Raw genomic sequence first — 15,079 nt, 5'->3', positions numbered from 1 at the left:
AGGCCGGTCCGATTCTGTTGGACAGTTCACCCGAAAAGGCAGGATCACCCACCATTACCACTCGAACGAGTGAGGTGACCCGCTCCGCAAGGGGCGCGCGGAACTGCGCGACCAGCCACGACGAACCCGCAGCCGAAGTCACCGCACAGCCCCCACGGCGCTAACTCCGCAACTCGGCCCCCACCCGCTCACCGGCGAGAGCGACGGCCGCGTCGCGAGCTGCCGACGCCTCGTCCACGGTCAGCGTCCGATCGGCCGCCCGGAACCGCAACGCGTACGCGAGCGACTTCCGTCCCTCGCCCAACTGCTCGGCGTTCTCGTACACGTCGAACAGCCGAATGGACTCCAGCAGCTCACCGGCCCCCTCGCGCAGGGCCTCCTCGACCTCCGCCGCCGGAACAACGGCGTCGACGACCAGGGCGACATCCTGCGTGGCCACGGGGAACGTGGAGATCCGCGGCGCCGCCACCGTGGCGTCCCCGGCGGTCTCCACCGCGTCCAGGTCGAGCTCCATCGCGCAGGTCCGCGCGGGCAGCCCCAGCGCCTTCACGACACGGGGATGCAGCTCACCGGCGTGGCCCACGACCCGCTCGGCACCGTCGACGGCGACGACCAGTTCGGCGCACCGCCCCGGGTGCCACGGCCCGTACTGCCCCTTGCGGATCACCAGCTCGGCACCGGCCTCACGGGCGACGGACCGCGCCGCCTCGACCGCGTCGGCCCAGTCCGCCGGACGGCCCTTGCCCCACCAGCCGGCCTGCTCGCGCGCACCGGCGAGGACGACGGCGACGTGCCGCGGCTGCTCGGGCAGGGCCGCGTTCAGCTCGGCGAGTTCCTCGTCGGTGGGGCGGCGGTCGACGGGGAGCACGGCGGCGACGCGCTGCTCCTCGCGCGGCCGGAAGACCAGGCCGGTCTCGAACAGCGCGAGGTCGTGCGAGCCCCGGCCGTCGTTGCGGCGCAGCGCGGCGAGCAGGCCCGGCAGCAGCGTCGTGCGCAGCGCGGGCTCCTCGTCGCTCAGCGGGTTGCTGAGCTTCACGACGCGGCGGGCCGGGTCGTCCTTCTCCAGGCCGAGCTGGTCGAAGACCTGCTCGCCGATGAAGGGGTAGTTCAGCGCCTCGACGTACCCGGCGCCGACCAGGGCGCGGCCGACGCGGCGGTGCAGCCGCTGCCGGTCGGTCAGGCCGAGACCGGCCGGCGGCTTGGGCAGCGTGGAGGGCAGGTTCTCGTAGCCCTCCAGGCGGATGACCTCTTCGGCCAGGTCGTTCGGGTCGGTGAGGTCGGGCCGCCAGGACGGCACGGTGACGATCAGCTCGTCCTGCCCGTACACGTCGCAGCCGATCTCCTGCAGCCGCCGGACGACGGTCTCGCGGCCGTAGGCGACGCCCGCGACCTTGTCCGGGTGGTCGGCCGGGATGGTGATGGTGCGCGGCGCGCTAGGCGCGATGACCTCGGTGACGCCGGCTTCGGCGGTACCGCCCGCGAGGAGGACCAGCAGGTCGACCGTGCGCTGCGCGGCAGCGGCGGCGGCCTGCGGGTCGACGCCGCGCTCGAAGCGGCGGGACGCCTCGGAGGACAGCTTGTGCCGGCGGGCCGTGCGCGCGATCGACACCGCGTCGAAGTGCGCCGCCTCGATGACGACGTCGGCCGTGGCGTTCTCCGCGTCGTCGTGGTCGGCGATCTCCGTGTCGGCGCCGCCCATGACACCGGCGAGCCCGATGGGGCCGCGGTCGTCGGTGATCACCAGGTCCTCGGCGTCCAGCGTGCGCTCGACGCCGTCGAGGGTGGTGAGCTTCTCGCCCGGCTCGGCCCGGCGCACGCCGATGGTGCCCTGGACCAGGGAGCGGTCGTAGGCGTGCAGCGGCTGGCCGAGCTCCATCATCACGTAGTTGGTGACGTCGACGGCGAGGGAGATCGGGCGCATGCCGACCTTCTGCAGTCGGCGCTGGAGCCAGATCGGCGAGCGGGCCTCGGCGCTCAGGCCGGTGACCGTGCGGGCCGTGAAGCGGTCGCAGCCGGTGGGGTCGGAGATCCGCACCGGGTGGCCGTAGGCGTTCGGGCCGGGCACGTCGATCAGCGCCGGGTCGCGCAGCGGCAGACCGTAGGCGATGGCGGTCTCGCGGGCGACGCCGCGGATGGACAGGCAGTAGCCGCGGTCGGGCGTGACGGCGATGTCGAGGACCTCGTCGACCAGCTCCAGCAGCTCGACGGCGTCCTTGCCGACCTCGGTCTCCGGGGGCAGCACGATGATGCCCTTGGTGCCGTCGTCGCCCATGTTCAGCTCGTCGCTGGAGCAGATCATGCCGCGGGAGATCCGGCCGTAGGTCTTGCGCTCGGCGATCTGGAAGTCACCGGGCAGGACGGCGCCGGGCAGGGCGACGACGACCTTGTCGCCGACGGCGAAGTTGCGGGCGCCGCAGATGATCTCCTGGGGCTCACCGGTGCCGTTGGCCTGGCCGACGTCGACGGTGCAGAAGCGGATCGGCTTCTTGAACTCCGTCAGCTCCTCGATGGTGGCCACCTGGCCCACGACCAGCGGGCCCTTGAGGTCGGCGCCGAGCTGCTCGACGGTCTCGACCTCGAGCCCGGCCGAGACGAGCTTCTCCTGGACGTCGCGGCCGGATTCCGTCGCCGGCAGGTCGACGTACTCCCGCAGCCAAGAAAGCGGGACCCGCATCAGATCTCCATCCCGAACGGCCGGGTGAACCGGACGTCACCCTCGACCATGTCTCGCATGTCCTCGACGTTGTGGCGGAACATCAGCATCCGCTCGATGCCGAACCCGAAGGCGAAGCCGCTGTACTTCTCGGGGTCGACGCCGCAGGCCGTGAGGACCCGCGGGTTGACCATGCCGCAGCCGCCGAGCTCGATCCAGCCCTCGGAGGAGCAGGTGCGGCAGGGGCGGTCGGGGTTGCCGACGGACTCGCCCTTGCAGACGTAGCAGAGCATGTCCATCTCGGCGCTCGGCTCGGTGAAGGGGAAGTAGTTCGGCCGCAGCCGGGTCTTCATGTCCTCGCCGAACAGGGCCTGGACCATGTGGTCGAGGGTGCCCTTGAGATCGGCCATCGTCAGGCCCTCGTCCACCGCGAGCAGCTCGATCTGGTGGAAGACGGGCGTGTGCGTGGCGTCCAGCTCGTCGGTGCGGAACACCCGGCCGGGGCAGACGATGTAGACCGGCAGCTCACGGTCGAGCAGGGCGCGCGCCTGCACCGGGGAGGTGTGGGTGCGCAGGACGACGCCGGAGCCGGACTCCTCGGTGCCCTTGGGACCCTGCACGAAGAAGGTGTCCTGCATCTGCCGGGCCGGGTGGTCGGGCAGGAAGTTCAGGGCGTCGAAGTTGAACCACTCCGCCTCGGCCTCGGGGCCCTCGGCGACCTCGTAGCCCATGGCCACGAAGACGTCCGCGACCCGCTCCATCATCGTGGTGAGCGGGTGCCGGGCGCCGGACGGGACGCGGTCGTACGGCAGCGTGACGTCCACCGCCTCCTCGACCAGCACCCGCGCGTCCCGCTCGGCCTCCAGCTCGGCCTGCCGGGCGGCGAGGCCCTTGTTCACGGCACCTCGGGCCTGGCCGACGCGCTTGCCGGCCTCGGCCTTGGCGTGCGGGGGCAGGGCGCCGATCTCGCGGTTGGCGAGGGCCAGCGGGGAGGCGGGGCCGGTGTGGGCGACCTTGGCCTCGTGGAGCGCGTCGAGGGAATCCGCGGCGGCGAAGGCGGCGAGCGCCTCGTCCCGCATGCGCTCGATCTCTTCCGGTTTCAACGTCTCGACCTCTACAGGGTCGTACGACTTATTCGGTGCCGACATCTCTTCCCGTGCTTCCGATTGGCTGGCTGAAGGTCCCCGTCACCGACTCCGACGGCCGTCTGCGGGACACAAAGGTGCCAATGGCCGAGTCTAACGGGGTGGAGGTGTACGAATGCGCCCGCGGGCTGCTCAGGCGAGATAGGCCGGAGCGCTCACGGGCAACGTAAATCGGAACTCGGCGCCGGCGCCGGGGGCGCGGCCGACCGTGATGGTGCCGCCGTGGGCCTCGACGATGCCCTTGACGATGTAGAGCCCGAGGCCCGTGCCGCCGCGCTTGCTGCCCCGCCAGAAGCGGGTGAAGACGCGGTTCATGGACTCCTCCGGGATGCCGGGCCCCTCGTCGCTCACCGTGACCGACGTGCCGGTGTCCTCGCCCTCGCGGGGGGACGCCGTGGCCGTGACGTCGATCGTGACAGTTCCCTCACCGTGCCGCACGGCGTTTTCCAGGAGGTTGCTGAGCACCTGGTCGATCTTGTCGGGGTCGGCCCACAGGTCGGGCAGCGGCTGCTGGACGCGCAGCAGGAACCGGTCGGCGGGCTGTCCGGCGGCGACGTAGGCCTGGATGTGCCGGCCGACGGCGGCGCCGATGTCGACGGGCTGGCGGCGCACCTCCAGGCGGCCGGAGTCGATCCGTGAGATGTCGAGCAGCTCGGCGATGAGCCGGGTGACGCGGTCGGCGTCGGCGTCGACGGTCTCCAGCATCAGCCGCTTCTGGTCGTCGGTGAACCGTTCCCACTTGGCGAGCAGCGTGGCGGTGAAGCCCTTGACGGAGGTGAGCGGGGAGCGCAGCTCGTGGGCGACGGTGGCGATCAGCTCGGCGTGGCTGCGCTCGGTGCGGCGGCGGGCCTCGGTGTCGCGCAGGGTGACGACCAGGCGGCGGACGGGTCCGGTGGGCCGGGTGCGGACGTAGCGCGCGGAGACCAGCACCTCGCGCCCGCCGGGCAGCAGCAGGTTGCGCTCCGGCTGTCCGACGCGGATGGCGAGACCGCCGTACGGGTCGGTCAGCTGCCACCAGCGGCGCCCTTCGAGGTCCTCTAATGGCAGGGCCTTCTCCAGCCGCTGCCCGAGGGCGTCGCGGGCGCGGACGGCGGTGATGCGCTCGGCCGCGGCGTTGAAACAGATGACGCGGCCCTGCTCGTCGGCGACGACGAGCCCGTCGGGCAGCTGGTCGGGGTCGATGCCGAGGCAGGCGGGATCACCGGGCGGCCGGGCCGCGGCAGGCGGGCTCCCGGCGTCCTGGGCTCCCGCGGCGCTGCTCGTGCCGACGCTCATCGCCGTACCCCACCTCCAAGGCTCCGCAGAGGGGTCCCTGAGCTGGTCACCCTACTAGTTCCCGGTGACGGAGCGGCACCCTCCGGAGGCGCGCTGTGCACGCGCCGACGCATAGAGACATACGGCGGCGGCGGTGGCGAGGTTCAGGCTCTCGGCCTTCCCGTGGATCGGGACGCGCACGACGGCGTCGGTGAGGGCGCGGGTCTCCTCCGGGAGGCCCCAGGCCTCGTTGCCGAAGACCCAGGCGGTCGGGCCGCCCATGGTGCCCTTGTCGAGCTCGTCGTCGAGGTCGCGGTCGCCGGCCCCGTCGGCGGCGAGGACGCGGACACCGGCGGCCCGCAGCGCTTCGACCGCGTGCTCGACGGGGACGCCGACGGCGACGGGCAGGTGGAACAGGGAGCCGACGGAGGCGCGGACGGCCTTGGGGTTGTACACGTCGACGGAGGCGTCGGTCAGCACGACGGCCTCGGCGCCGGCGGCGTCGGCGCAGCGCAGCACGGTGCCGGCGTTTCCGGGGTCCCGCACGTTCGCGAGCAGGGCGACCAGCCTGGGCCGGGCCTTCAGGACGTCCTCGAAGGGCGTGTCCAGGAAGCGGCAGACGCCGACGAGGCCCTGCGGGGTGACGGTGGTGGAGATGTCGGCGATGACCTGCTCGGAGGCGAGGTGGACCCGGGCTCCGGCGTCGCGGGCCGCCCCCACGATGTCGGCGTACCGCTCGGCGGCCTCCAGCGTGGCGAACAGTTCCACGAGCGTGGCCGAGCCCCCGGCGCGGTGCCCGGCCGCCTCCCGCACGGCCTGCGGTCCCTCCGCGAGGAACAGCCGCTCCTTCCCCCGGAAGTTCCGCTTGGCCAGCCGGCGTGCGGCGAGGACGCGGGCGGAGCGGGGGGAGATGAGCTCGGGGGTGGCAGGGGACATCCTGTTCGCTTTCTCAGTAGCTGCACAGCAGGACCCGCAGGCCATCCGGCCTGCGGGTCCTGTCAGTCACATCGGCTCGGAGCCGGCGTCAGGCCGCCTTGGGGGCGTTGACGTCGCTCGGCAGCGCCTTCTGGGCGACCTCGACGAGCGCGGCGAACGCACCGGCGTCGTTGACGGCCAGCTCGGCCAGGATCTTGCGGTCGACCTCGATGTTCGCGGCCTTCAGACCCTGGATGAAGCGGTTGTAGGTCATGCCGTTGGCGCGGGCAGCGGCGTTGATGCGCTGGATCCACAGCTGACGGAAGTCGCCCTTGCGCTTCTTGCGGTCGTTGTAGTTGTAGACCAGCGAGTGGGTGACCTGCTCCTTGGCCTTGCGGTACAGGCGCGAACGCTGACCGCGGTAGCCGGAGGCCTGCTCGAGGATCGCCCGGCGCTTCTTGTGGGCGTTCACTGCCCGCTTGACGCGTGCCACTTCTTAACTCCTTGTAGCGGGGCCGTGGGGGTCCTCACACGGCCCGAAATCGATTGGGTCCCGGTCCTGACGTGCGGCGCTCTCGCGCCGGGGCGTCACTTGCCGAGAAGCTTCTTGATCTTCTTGGCGTCGCCCGGGGCCATCTCGGCGTTGCCGGTGAGGCGGCGCGTCAGGCGCGACGTCTTGTGCTCGAGGTAGTGGCGCTTGCCGGCGCGCTCACGAAGCACCTTGCCGGAGCCGGTGATCTTGAAGCGCTTGCTGGAACCGCTGTGCGTCTTGTTCTTCGGCATAGCGCCGTTCTCTCCTCGTCGGTGGCGCTCCGGTGCCCGGTTGCGAGAACCGGGCACGGTGGAGCGTCGTCTTGTTTCGGTTGCTTCCTGGGACTGGCGTCCCGGGGGGTCACGCCTCGGCGGGCTCCTCAGCCGGCGCCTCGGCGTCCGCGGCGTTCTGCGACTTGCCGGGGTTGGCCTTCGCTTCCGCCTTGCGGGCTTCCTGCGCCTGGCGAGCCTCGGCCATCGCCTCGGTCTTCTTCTTGTGCGGACCGAGGACCATGATCATGTTCCGGCCGTCCTGCTTCGGGTTCGACTCGACGAAACCGAGGTCCTGGACGTCCTCCGCGAGACGCTGCAGCAGTCGGTAGCCCAGCTCGGGCCGGGACTGCTCGCGACCACGGAACATGATCGTGATCTTGACCTTGTCGCCCTGCTTGAGGAACCGGACGACGTGACCCTTCTTGGTGTCATAGTCGTGCGGGTCGATCTTCGGCCGGAGCTTCATCTCCTTGATGACCGTGTGCGCCTGGTTCTTGCGCGCCTCACGGGCCTTCATGGCCGACTCGTACTTGAACTTCCCGTAGTCCATGAGCTTGCACACGGGCGGACGGGCGTTCGCCGCGACCTCGACCAGGTCCAGGTCGTACTCCTGCGCAAGCTCCAGTGCCTTGGCCAGGGGGACGATGCCCACCTGCTCGCCACTGGGACCGACAAGTCGCACCTCGGGAACGCGAATCCGGTCGTTGATGCGGGGCTCGGCGCTGATGGATCCTCCTCGGTAGCACCACGCGACGGTCTGGCGGACGGCCGCGTAACGTCTCTTTTCGATAGACCTAACCGCGCCGAAGCACAAAAAATGCCCCGGACGATTCCCAGGCGGGGCTCCTCGAACTACCGGAGCACCGTCGCGGGGAAGCCGCGGGGCGCGCTTTCGGACGGATCGCCGCCGCTGGGACGGGACCGTCTGACCGGTGACCCGACGCCCTGAGGGCGGTCAGGTGGGAGTTCGAAAGCCTCCACTTGTGGGTCGGGCTCGCGGGCTGTGAGGCATACGGGTCCGACCGGTCGTTACACGAGGTTACCAGCAATGGCCAGGAAGGGCTAATTGGGGCGCGTCGGGGCCTGGTGCGGCGCGGCTCCGTCCTGCGCCTATCGTGTGGGGCATGAGTGAGACCCCTCCTGAGTCCCCCGACTTCGACGCCATGGCCCGCGACATCGCCGAGGTCCCGGCGGTCGAGGTGATCGTGACGGTCGCCGTCAACCTGATGAGCGCGGCCGCCGTGAAGCTCGGTCTGACCGAGGAGGGCGAGAAGCACAAGGACCTGGACGAGGCCCGCAAGCTGGTGCACGCGCTGGCCGGTCTGCTGGACGCGTCCGCGACCGAGATCAGCTCGTTCCACGCGGCGCCCCTGCGCGACGGCCTGAAGTCGCTGCAGCTGGCGTTCCGCGAGGCCTCCCTGGTCCCGGACGAGCCCGGTCAGGGCCCGGGTGAGAAGTACACGGGCCCGGTCTACGGCTAGTTCATCCGCGTACGTACAAGGGCTCGCCCGGGGGCGTCGCCCCGGCCGGCAGCAGTGCCAGGTCGAGGCCGCGCACCAGGCGGGCCCTCAGTGTTTCGTCGGCGGCCAGGCGCTCGGCGACGGCCCGGGCGGCTTCGGCGGGGGCCGCGGACGGGTCCAGGACCAGGGCCAGGGTGCCGTCGGCCTGGCCGGGGCCGAGGTGGGCGCGCAGGACGGCGGGCTCGGCGGCCACGGCCTCGCGCACGGCGTCGACGACGGCCGGGTCGGCGAGCGGGTCGGCGCTGGCGCGGCCCTCGGCGAGGGCGAGCAGGGCGGGGCCGGTCAGCTCGAACGGCACCGGTCCGGCCAGGTCCAGCACGACCGTGTCCGCCTTCTCGTGCGCGGCGGCCTGGAGGGCCTGGTGCAGGGGTACGGCGACGGGGCGGGCGGCCGGGTCCCAGCGGGCGAGGGAGTCCGTGGAGGTGAAGGCGGGCAGGGCGGTGCGGTTCCCGGCCTTCAGGGTCGGTACGGCCATGTCGCTGGTCTTCTCGCGGCGCAGTCCCCGCTCGTCCTCCTCGACCTCGCCGAGCACGGCGACGACGGGGACGAGCAGCCGGGCGCCCTTGAGCGCCTCCAGCACGGGTCCGACGGCGGTGCGGTCCTCGGACCAGGCGGCGAGGGCCGCGCTCAGCCGGGGGTCGGCGGAGCCGTCGTCGTCGGAGAAGCCGGGGTCGGGGATGTTCTTGTTCGCCACGGTCATCGACCCTATCGGCCGGGTGGCGCGCCCCGGGCGGCGGCTCAGAAGTCCTGGTCGCTCGTGCGCCGGCCGCACCACAGGACGACCGCCGCGACCAGCAGCACGCCGCCGGCGCCGCCCGCGAGGGGGGCGGCCCAGTCGGCGGTGCCGTCGCCGGAGGAGGCGGCGTCCGGGCCGCTGCCGAAGTACTTCTGGCCGTAGGACGCCGACTGGAGGCCCTCGGGCTTCAGTCGGGCGGCGGCCTTGATGGCGGCGGCCGGGTCGACGAAGCCGAAGCCGCGGGAGTCGTCGCGGCCGTCGACGGGGGCGTCGCGGGCGGTGTCCTCCAGGAGTTTCTTGATCTGGGCCGGGGTCAGGCCGGGGTGGGCGGCCTTGACCAGGGCGGCGGCGCCGGAGACGAAGGCGGCGGCGGCGCTGGTGCCCCAGCCCTCGTAGTACTTGTGGTCCGGGTCGGCGATGACGACGTCGACGCCGGGGGCGCTGACGGTGGCGTACCAGCGGCGGGTGGAGAAGGAGGCGCGGGTTCCGGCGCGGTCGACGGCGGTGGCGGCGATGACGCCCGGGTAGGCGGCCGGGTAGGAGATGCGGTCGCCCTTCTCGCCGCCGTTCCCGGCGGAGGCGACGACGACCACGCCCTTCTTCAGGGCGTACTGGATCGCCTGGTCCTCGCTGGGTTCGGGGTGGGCGGAGGCGGAGTCGTCGCCGAGGGAGAGGTTGATGACGTCGGCGCCGTGGTCGGCGGCCCAGCGGATGCCCTCGGCGAGGGCGTTGCCGCGGGTGCTGCGGGCCTTGGCGCGGGAGGGGTCGCCGTCCTCCAGGATCACGCGCACGGGGAGGATCTTCGCCTCGGGGGCGATGCCCATGACGCCGTCGGCGTTGCCCGGGCCGTGTCCGTGGCCGGCGATGATGCCGGCCATGGCGGTGCCGTGGCGGGCCCAGGCGCGGTCGCCGGGTTCGGCGCCGAAGCGGACCAGGTCCTTGCCGGGCAGGACGTTGCCGACCAGGTCGGGGTGGTCCGCCTCGACGCCGGTGTCCAGGACCGCGACGGTGACGCCCGCGCCCTTCGTGGTCTGCCAGGCCTCCTGCGTGTGCATGGCGTCCAGGGCCCACTGCTGGGCGCGGATGCCGTCCGCGTGGGCGGTGGCGGAGGGGACCAGGACGAGGCCGGCGGCGAGGAGGACGCTCAGGAACCCGCCCGCACGGGACGCGACGGCTTTCACGACGGCTGCTCCGTGTTTCACGACGGCTGCTCCGTGGCCGAGCGGACGTTCTTGCGGAGGCCGCGTTCGACGCGGTCGGCGAGGCCCTTCGCCTCGTAGCCGAGGCCGGCCTGGGCGGGGGCGGTAGTGGCGCCCGACTCCATGGCGTCCCCGGCGGGCTGGGGGTCGTCGACCGTACGGCCGTCGGCCCAGCCGGAGACGGCGTAGACGACGACCGGGGCCTCGGTGAGCACGGAGACCGTCCAGGCGGCGCGCTGCCTGGCCCCGAACTGCGCGGCGGGGGTGCCCTGCGCGGCGTAGGGCAGGGGCATGAGGTCGCTGCGGCGGTCCAGGCGCTCCTTGCGGAAACGGTTCGCGAGGGAGGCCATGCCGGGGGCGTCGGCCGTGGTGAAGAGCAGGCCGACGGTGGTCACGTAGCTCTCGGTGGCGTCGGTGTAGGTGGCGCGCAGGAGGCGTTCGCAGCCGACGGGGGCGAGGGCCTTGCGGAGCAGGGGGTCGAAGGCGTCCTTGCAGCCGCTGTCCGGGGCGACGGCGATCCGGGTCCAGGTGCGGTCGGCGCCGCCGGGGCCGGCGCCCTGGCCCTGCACGGTGGGCGGGAACAGCTGGTCGACCGGGACGCTGTGCCAGAGGCCGCCGGCCGCGGTGAAGGTGCTGCGCGAGCCCTCGCCGCCGGAGTCCCCGACCAGCCAGCTGCCGGTGACCGCGCCGGAGATGAGTCCGAGCCCGAGCACCAGGCAGACGGCGGCCGCGACGGCCTGCGACCTGCCGCGCCGCCCGAGCGGACGGGGCCGGGCGTCGCCGTCGTACCCCTCGGGCTCCCCGAACGAGACGACGGGCCGCGTGGCACCGGGCGTACCGCCGGGGGCCAGCGGGGCGCTCCAGGAGAGTGCCGGGTCGGGTGCGACGGGGGTGGTCTCCGGGGCGGGGCGGGGGGAAGGGGGGTTCGGCGAGACGTGCGGGGGCGACGGCGGGGCGGTGTGGGACTGCCGGTCGGCGGGGGACGGCGGGGCGAGGTGGGGCTGCCGGTCGGCGGGGGACGGCGGGGCGAGGTGGGGCTGCCGGTCGGCGGGGGACGGCGGGGCGTTGTGGGACTGCCGCTCGTGCGGAGGCGGCGGGGCGGTGTGGGACTGCCGGTCGGCAGGGGACGGCGGGGCGAGGTGGGGCTGCCGGTCGCGCGCAGACGACTGGGCACCGTGGGACTGCCGCTCGTGCGGAGACGGCGGGGCGATGTGGGGCTGCCGGCCGGGAGTCGACGGCAGGCGTATCCCGCGCCCGGCGGTCGAAGCGGCAGCGTCGGGACCGGAGCCGGCGGCAGCACCGGTCTGCGGCTCGCGCGTGGGGCGCGGCGGTGCGCCTGGCCGTACGGCCCCGGGTCGGCTTGCCGACGACATGGCCGACGTCCCCGGCGCACCAGGGATGTCGGGGCGGCCGAAGGATTCAGCGGTCTCGGCGGGTGACGGTTCCGCGGGGATTGGGCGCAGGCGAGCGGTCGTCTCGGACGCGTTCTCGTCCGGGGCGCCGGTACGGCGTGGCGTGGACAGGCGGAAGGGCCGCCCGACCGTCTCGGACGAGCCCCCGGCCTGGGTGTCCGCCCGGCCGGGCGCGGTGAGACGGTACGGCCGGTTCGTCCCCGCCGAGCCTTCGTCCGACGCCCCGGAGCCGCGCACGCGGCCGGACGAGCCCGACGACGTCCCCGACTGGGAGTCCGAGCGGTCGCGGATGACGCTGGGCGGCGTGTCCGGGAAACGGGCGGAGGCGGGGGGCGGGGGCAGGGTCGTGGAGTCGCTGCGCTGTGGGGCGGTGGTGCCGAAGCTCGGGAAGCGAGGGCGGCCGGAAGGGCCACCGGCCTGCCCGGAGGGCGCCGCACCGCTCCGAGTCGCCTGCCCCTGGTCCGGGCCGGCCCCGGTCGACGCGCCGCTCGGGCCGAAGCGTCCACCGGACGCCTCCCGGCCCTCGGCCGCGGACACGGACAGGGACGAGGCCGTGTCACGGTCCGAGGACGGCCGCGGCGCACCGGCCGCCGAACCCACACGGGCACTCGCATCCGAGCCGGAACCCGCACGGGGCCCGACGCCCGAACCGGAACCCGCACGGGACCCGACGCCCGAACCGGAACCCGCACGGGATCCAGCGCCCGAACCGGACTCCACACGGAACCCGACATCCGAACGGGACTCCGCACGGGATCCAGCGCCCGAACCGGACTCCACACGGAACCCGACATCCGAACGGGACTCCGCACGGGATCCAGTGTCCGAACCGGACTCCGCACGGAACCCGGCGTCCGAGCCGTCCGCGTTCGAAGTCCCGCGTCCGTCCGGCACCGGGGCGGAAGGGGCGGCGGTGCGCCCGTCCGCGTTGGTCGCCTCGGGTGGGTGGGGCGGGCGGGGTGGGGCGGAAGGGCGGGGAGGTGTCGAGGGGCGCGGGGGGAAGGAGGCGCGTTGCGCTTCCGTGCTCATGCACCCCCCGTTTCCTCGTACCCGGGCCGCTCGTTCTCGCGCGGGCCGGTGCTGTCCTGCCCGAGGCCCGGCACCGATTCGTCCCGGGCACACATACCCGTACGAACGGAGCGTCATCCCGGCACGGCTTTCCGGCCGGCGTCGTTCCGCCGTACGTGCGCGTCACTCTACGGCTTGTCCCTGGGCGAACGGGAACCAGTCCACGAGCCCGGGGCATCTGCCCGGAACGTCCCCCTACCCTGCGGTAATCCGGTCTGGCAGGCTGCGTTCATGACTGCGCGCGCCGCCGACCGGGCCCGTTACGACCGGGCCACCGCCCATCTCGACGCCCCTCTCGCGATCGTGGACCTGGAGGCTTTCGACGCCAACGCCGCCGACCTGGTCCGCCGCGCCGGGGGCAAGCCGATCCGCGTCGCCAGCAAATCCGTGCGGTGCCGGGCGCTGCTGGAACGCGTCCTGGCCCGGGACGGTTTCGCGGGGATCATGTCGTTCACCCTGGCCGAGTCGCTGTGGCTGGCCCGGTCGGGGTTCGAGGACGTGCTGCTCGCCTACCCGTCCGCCGACCGTGCCGCGTACGCGGAACTCGCCGGTGATCCCAAGCTCGCCGCCGCCGTCACCGTGATGGTCGACGACGTCGCCCAGCTCGATCTCATCGACGCCTCGCGGGGCGGCGGGCGTGAAGTCGTCCGCGTGTGCCTGGAGTTGGACACGTCCTTGAGGCTGCTCGGCGGGCGGGTGCGGGTCGGGGCCCGGCGTTCGCCGCTGCACTCCCCCGCCGAGGTCGCCGACGTGGCCCGGGCGGTGGCCCGGCGGCCGGGCTTCGAGGTCGTGGGGATCATGGCCTACGAGGGTCACATCGCGGGTGTCGGGGACGCGGTGGCGGGGCGGCCGCTGCGGTCCCGTGCCGTACGGCTGATGCAGGCGGCCGCCAAGCGTGAACTCGCCGAGCGGCGCGCCGAGGTGGTGCGCGCGGTGCGGGCCGTCGTGCCGGGGCTGGAGTTCGTCAACGGCGGGGGCACCGGCTCGGTGCAGCACACGGCGGCCGAGGACGCGGTGACCGAGATCGCCGCCGGGTCGGGGCTGTATGTGCCGCGGCTGTTCGACAACTACACGTCGTTCCGCGGCCGTCCGGCGGCCCTTTTCGCGCAGCCCGTCGTGCGGCGGCCGGGTGTCGGCGTCGTGACGGTCCTCGGCGGCGGGTATCCCGCCTCCGGTGCGGCCGGGCCCGACCGGTCGCCCGTGCCGTATCTGCCCGAGGGGCTGCGCTACGACCCGCAGGAGGGGGCCGGTGAGGTGCAGACGCCGCTGCTCGGCTCGCCCGCCGACGACCTGCTGATCGGTGACAAGGTGTGGTTCCGGCACGCCAAGGCCGGTGAGCTGTGCGAGCGGTTCGAAGCGCTGCACCTGGTCGAGGGGGAGGCGGTGACGGCGACCGTGCCGACGTACCGGGGCGAGGGCCACACGTTCCTGTAGCCCCGCGGTCGGTGCCGTTCAGTCCGACGGGCCGATGCTGCTGCCCACGCCGCCGCCCGTGTCCGCGTCGCCGAACGGCCGGATGCCCTTGGTGATGCGGTCCATGTCGGCGAGCGGCGGCCCGTCCTCGCCGGCGTCGAAGACGTAGCGGACGAGGACCGGTGACTCGGTGCCGACGCTGGAGGGGAAGACGAGCGACTGGACGTAGCCGCCCGGGCCCTTGGCGGTGTGCACGCGCCAGCGCACGAGGTACCCGGCGCGGCCGGCCACCGCGACCGGCCCGGACTTGACGACCTGGTGCGACTCGATGCCCCCGTGGAGTTCGCGGCCGAGTCTGTCGCGGTCGTAGGCCTCGTCCGCCGCGTCCTTGATGTCCGCCTCGGCGAGGGCCTCGGGGGACTTCTCGTCGTTCTCGGTCACGGTGCGGGAGAGGACGAGGCCGTGGCGGCAGAGGCCGACGCCGCCGGGGCAGTCGTAGGTGCCGTCCGTCGTCATCACGACGTCGTCCTGGGCGATGTGCTGCGGGCGGACCCAGCCGTCGAGCAGGGGGAAGGTGACGCCGTTGAGCTGGTCCTCGACGACGGCCGGGCCGGCGTCGGCGGATGTCTCGGAGGCGGACGCCCCGGGGGCCGGTTCCGGCGGGCCGGTCGGGGACGTGGACGCGGGGGCCGTCGGGGCGGACCTCGCGTCCGTGCCGCCGTCGCCGTCGAAGGCGACGGCCGCGGTGACGATCGCCGCGACGAGGACGGCTCCCGCGGCGGTGACCGCGACGGCCTTCGCCCGCCCGGTGCCGCCGCCCGGGGGCGGGGGCACCGGGCCGCCGGGGGCCTCGGGCGCGCGGCGGTGCTCGGTCCAGGCCGTGCCGTCCCACCAGCGCTGAAGGTGCGGTGCGTGGGGGTCGGGGTACCAGCCGGGCTGCGGCGTCATGCTCATCCCGGC

The 15,079-nt window shown here is 73.5% G+C and carries 13 protein-coding genes; 2 read left to right on the top strand and 11 right to left on the bottom strand.

Features of this window, described 5'->3' with window-relative positions:
- Positions 1–160 precede the first annotated feature (160 nt).
- From pheT to infC, 7 genes are all read right to left on the bottom strand, one after another.
- Positions 161–2,674, bottom strand: a complete 2,514-nt coding sequence (gene pheT / locus ABZ386_RS22155) for a phenylalanine--tRNA ligase subunit beta (protein WP_358965617.1) — start codon at positions 2,672–2,674, stop codon at positions 161–163.
- Positions 2,674–3,801: a phenylalanine--tRNA ligase subunit alpha gene (gene pheS, locus ABZ386_RS22150; protein ID WP_114251025.1), complete on the bottom strand. Its 1,128-nt coding sequence runs from the start codon at positions 3,799–3,801 to the stop codon at positions 2,674–2,676. Before pheS ends, pheT begins: the two co-directional genes overlap by 1 nt.
- Before the next feature lie 129 nt (positions 3,802–3,930).
- Entirely contained in the window at positions 3,931–5,073 is a 1,143-nt protein-coding gene (locus ABZ386_RS22145; protein WP_358965615.1) for an ATP-binding protein, read from the bottom strand.
- Between the two features lie 54 nt (positions 5,074–5,127).
- On the bottom strand, positions 5,128–5,988 hold the full coding sequence (locus tag ABZ386_RS22140) for an RNA methyltransferase (RefSeq protein ID WP_114251027.1): 861 nt from the start codon (positions 5,986–5,988) through the stop codon (positions 5,128–5,130).
- A gap of 88 nt (positions 5,989–6,076) precedes the next feature.
- A complete protein-coding gene (gene rplT / locus ABZ386_RS22135; protein WP_010045263.1) occupies positions 6,077–6,460 on the bottom strand; it encodes a 50S ribosomal protein L20 in 384 nt (127 codons plus the stop codon).
- Between the two features lie 95 nt (positions 6,461–6,555).
- Positions 6,556–6,750 carry a 50S ribosomal protein L35 gene (gene rpmI / locus ABZ386_RS22130; protein WP_057614273.1) on the bottom strand — a complete coding sequence of 65 codons (195 nt, stop codon included), beginning with the start codon at positions 6,748–6,750 and terminating at the stop codon, positions 6,556–6,558.
- Positions 6,751–6,859: 109 nt separating this feature from the next.
- A complete protein-coding gene (infC, locus tag ABZ386_RS22125) occupies positions 6,860–7,498 on the bottom strand; it encodes a translation initiation factor IF-3 (RefSeq protein ID WP_232840736.1) in 639 nt (212 codons plus the stop codon).
- Between the two features lie 397 nt (positions 7,499–7,895).
- Between infC and ABZ386_RS22120 the strand changes: the two genes are divergently transcribed.
- Positions 7,896–8,252, top strand: a complete 357-nt coding sequence (locus ABZ386_RS22120; RefSeq protein ID WP_031114676.1) for a DUF1844 domain-containing protein — start codon at positions 7,896–7,898, stop codon at positions 8,250–8,252.
- Position 8,253: 1 nt separating this feature from the next.
- Here the strand turns inward: ABZ386_RS22120 and ABZ386_RS22115 are convergent, their stop codons facing one another.
- The 3 genes from ABZ386_RS22115 to ABZ386_RS22105 are packed head-to-tail and all read right to left on the bottom strand — an operon-like array spanning position 8,254 to position 12,175.
- Positions 8,254–8,985: an SseB family protein gene (locus ABZ386_RS22115; RefSeq protein ID WP_351342662.1), complete on the bottom strand. Its 732-nt coding sequence runs from the start codon at positions 8,983–8,985 to the stop codon at positions 8,254–8,256.
- A gap of 44 nt (positions 8,986–9,029) precedes the next feature.
- On the bottom strand, positions 9,030–10,208 hold the full coding sequence (mycP, locus tag ABZ386_RS22110; RefSeq protein WP_358965681.1) for a type VII secretion-associated serine protease mycosin: 1,179 nt from the start codon (positions 10,206–10,208) through the stop codon (positions 9,030–9,032).
- 17 nt (positions 10,209–10,225) lie between these two features.
- Positions 10,226–12,175, bottom strand: coding sequence for a hypothetical protein (locus tag ABZ386_RS22105; RefSeq protein WP_358965613.1), 1,950 nt, complete (start codon positions 12,173–12,175; stop codon positions 10,226–10,228).
- 762 nt (positions 12,176–12,937) lie between these two features.
- Here ABZ386_RS22105 and ABZ386_RS22100 point away from each other — a divergent pair.
- A complete protein-coding gene (locus ABZ386_RS22100) occupies positions 12,938–14,140 on the top strand; it encodes an amino acid deaminase/aldolase (RefSeq protein WP_351342666.1) in 1,203 nt (400 codons plus the stop codon).
- Positions 14,141–14,158: 18 nt separating this feature from the next.
- Here the strand turns inward: ABZ386_RS22100 and ABZ386_RS22095 are convergent, their stop codons facing one another.
- Entirely contained in the window at positions 14,159–15,067 is a 909-nt protein-coding gene (locus ABZ386_RS22095; RefSeq protein ID WP_351343006.1) for a DUF2510 domain-containing protein, read from the bottom strand.
- Positions 15,068–15,079 lie beyond the last annotated feature (12 nt).

Origin of the sequence: Streptomyces sp. NPDC006140 (assembly GCF_040628815.1) — a bacterium.
Classification (GTDB): domain Bacteria; phylum Actinomycetota; class Actinomycetes; order Streptomycetales; family Streptomycetaceae; genus Streptomyces.
The sequence above is the reverse complement of the archived record's forward strand: the minus strand, read 5'-3'. Positions and strand labels throughout refer to the sequence as shown.

What these genes read in the sequence shown, in the direction of transcription:
- pheT (WP_358965617.1), bottom strand. Translation starts at nt 2,674, where the DNA reads ATGCGGGTCCCGCTTTCTTGGCTGCGGGAGTACGTCGACCTGCCGGCG.
- pheS (WP_114251025.1), bottom strand. Translation starts at nt 3,801, where the DNA reads ATGTCGGCACCGAATAAGTCGTACGACCCTGTAGAGGTCGAGACGTTG.
- ABZ386_RS22145 (WP_358965615.1), bottom strand. Translation starts at nt 5,073, where the DNA reads ATGAGCGTCGGCACGAGCAGCGCCGCGGGAGCCCAGGACGCCGGGAGC.
- ABZ386_RS22140 (WP_114251027.1), bottom strand. Translation starts at nt 5,988, where the DNA reads ATGTCCCCTGCCACCCCCGAGCTCATCTCCCCCCGCTCCGCCCGCGTC.
- rpmI (WP_057614273.1), bottom strand. Translation starts at nt 6,750, where the DNA reads ATGCCGAAGAACAAGACGCACAGCGGTTCCAGCAAGCGCTTCAAGATC.
- ABZ386_RS22120 (WP_031114676.1), top strand. Translation starts at nt 7,896, where the DNA reads ATGAGTGAGACCCCTCCTGAGTCCCCCGACTTCGACGCCATGGCCCGC.
- ABZ386_RS22100 (WP_351342666.1), top strand. Translation starts at nt 12,938, where the DNA reads ATGACTGCGCGCGCCGCCGACCGGGCCCGTTACGACCGGGCCACCGCC.
- ABZ386_RS22095 (WP_351343006.1), bottom strand. Translation starts at nt 15,067, where the DNA reads ATGACGCCGCAGCCCGGCTGGTACCCCGACCCCCACGCACCGCACCTT.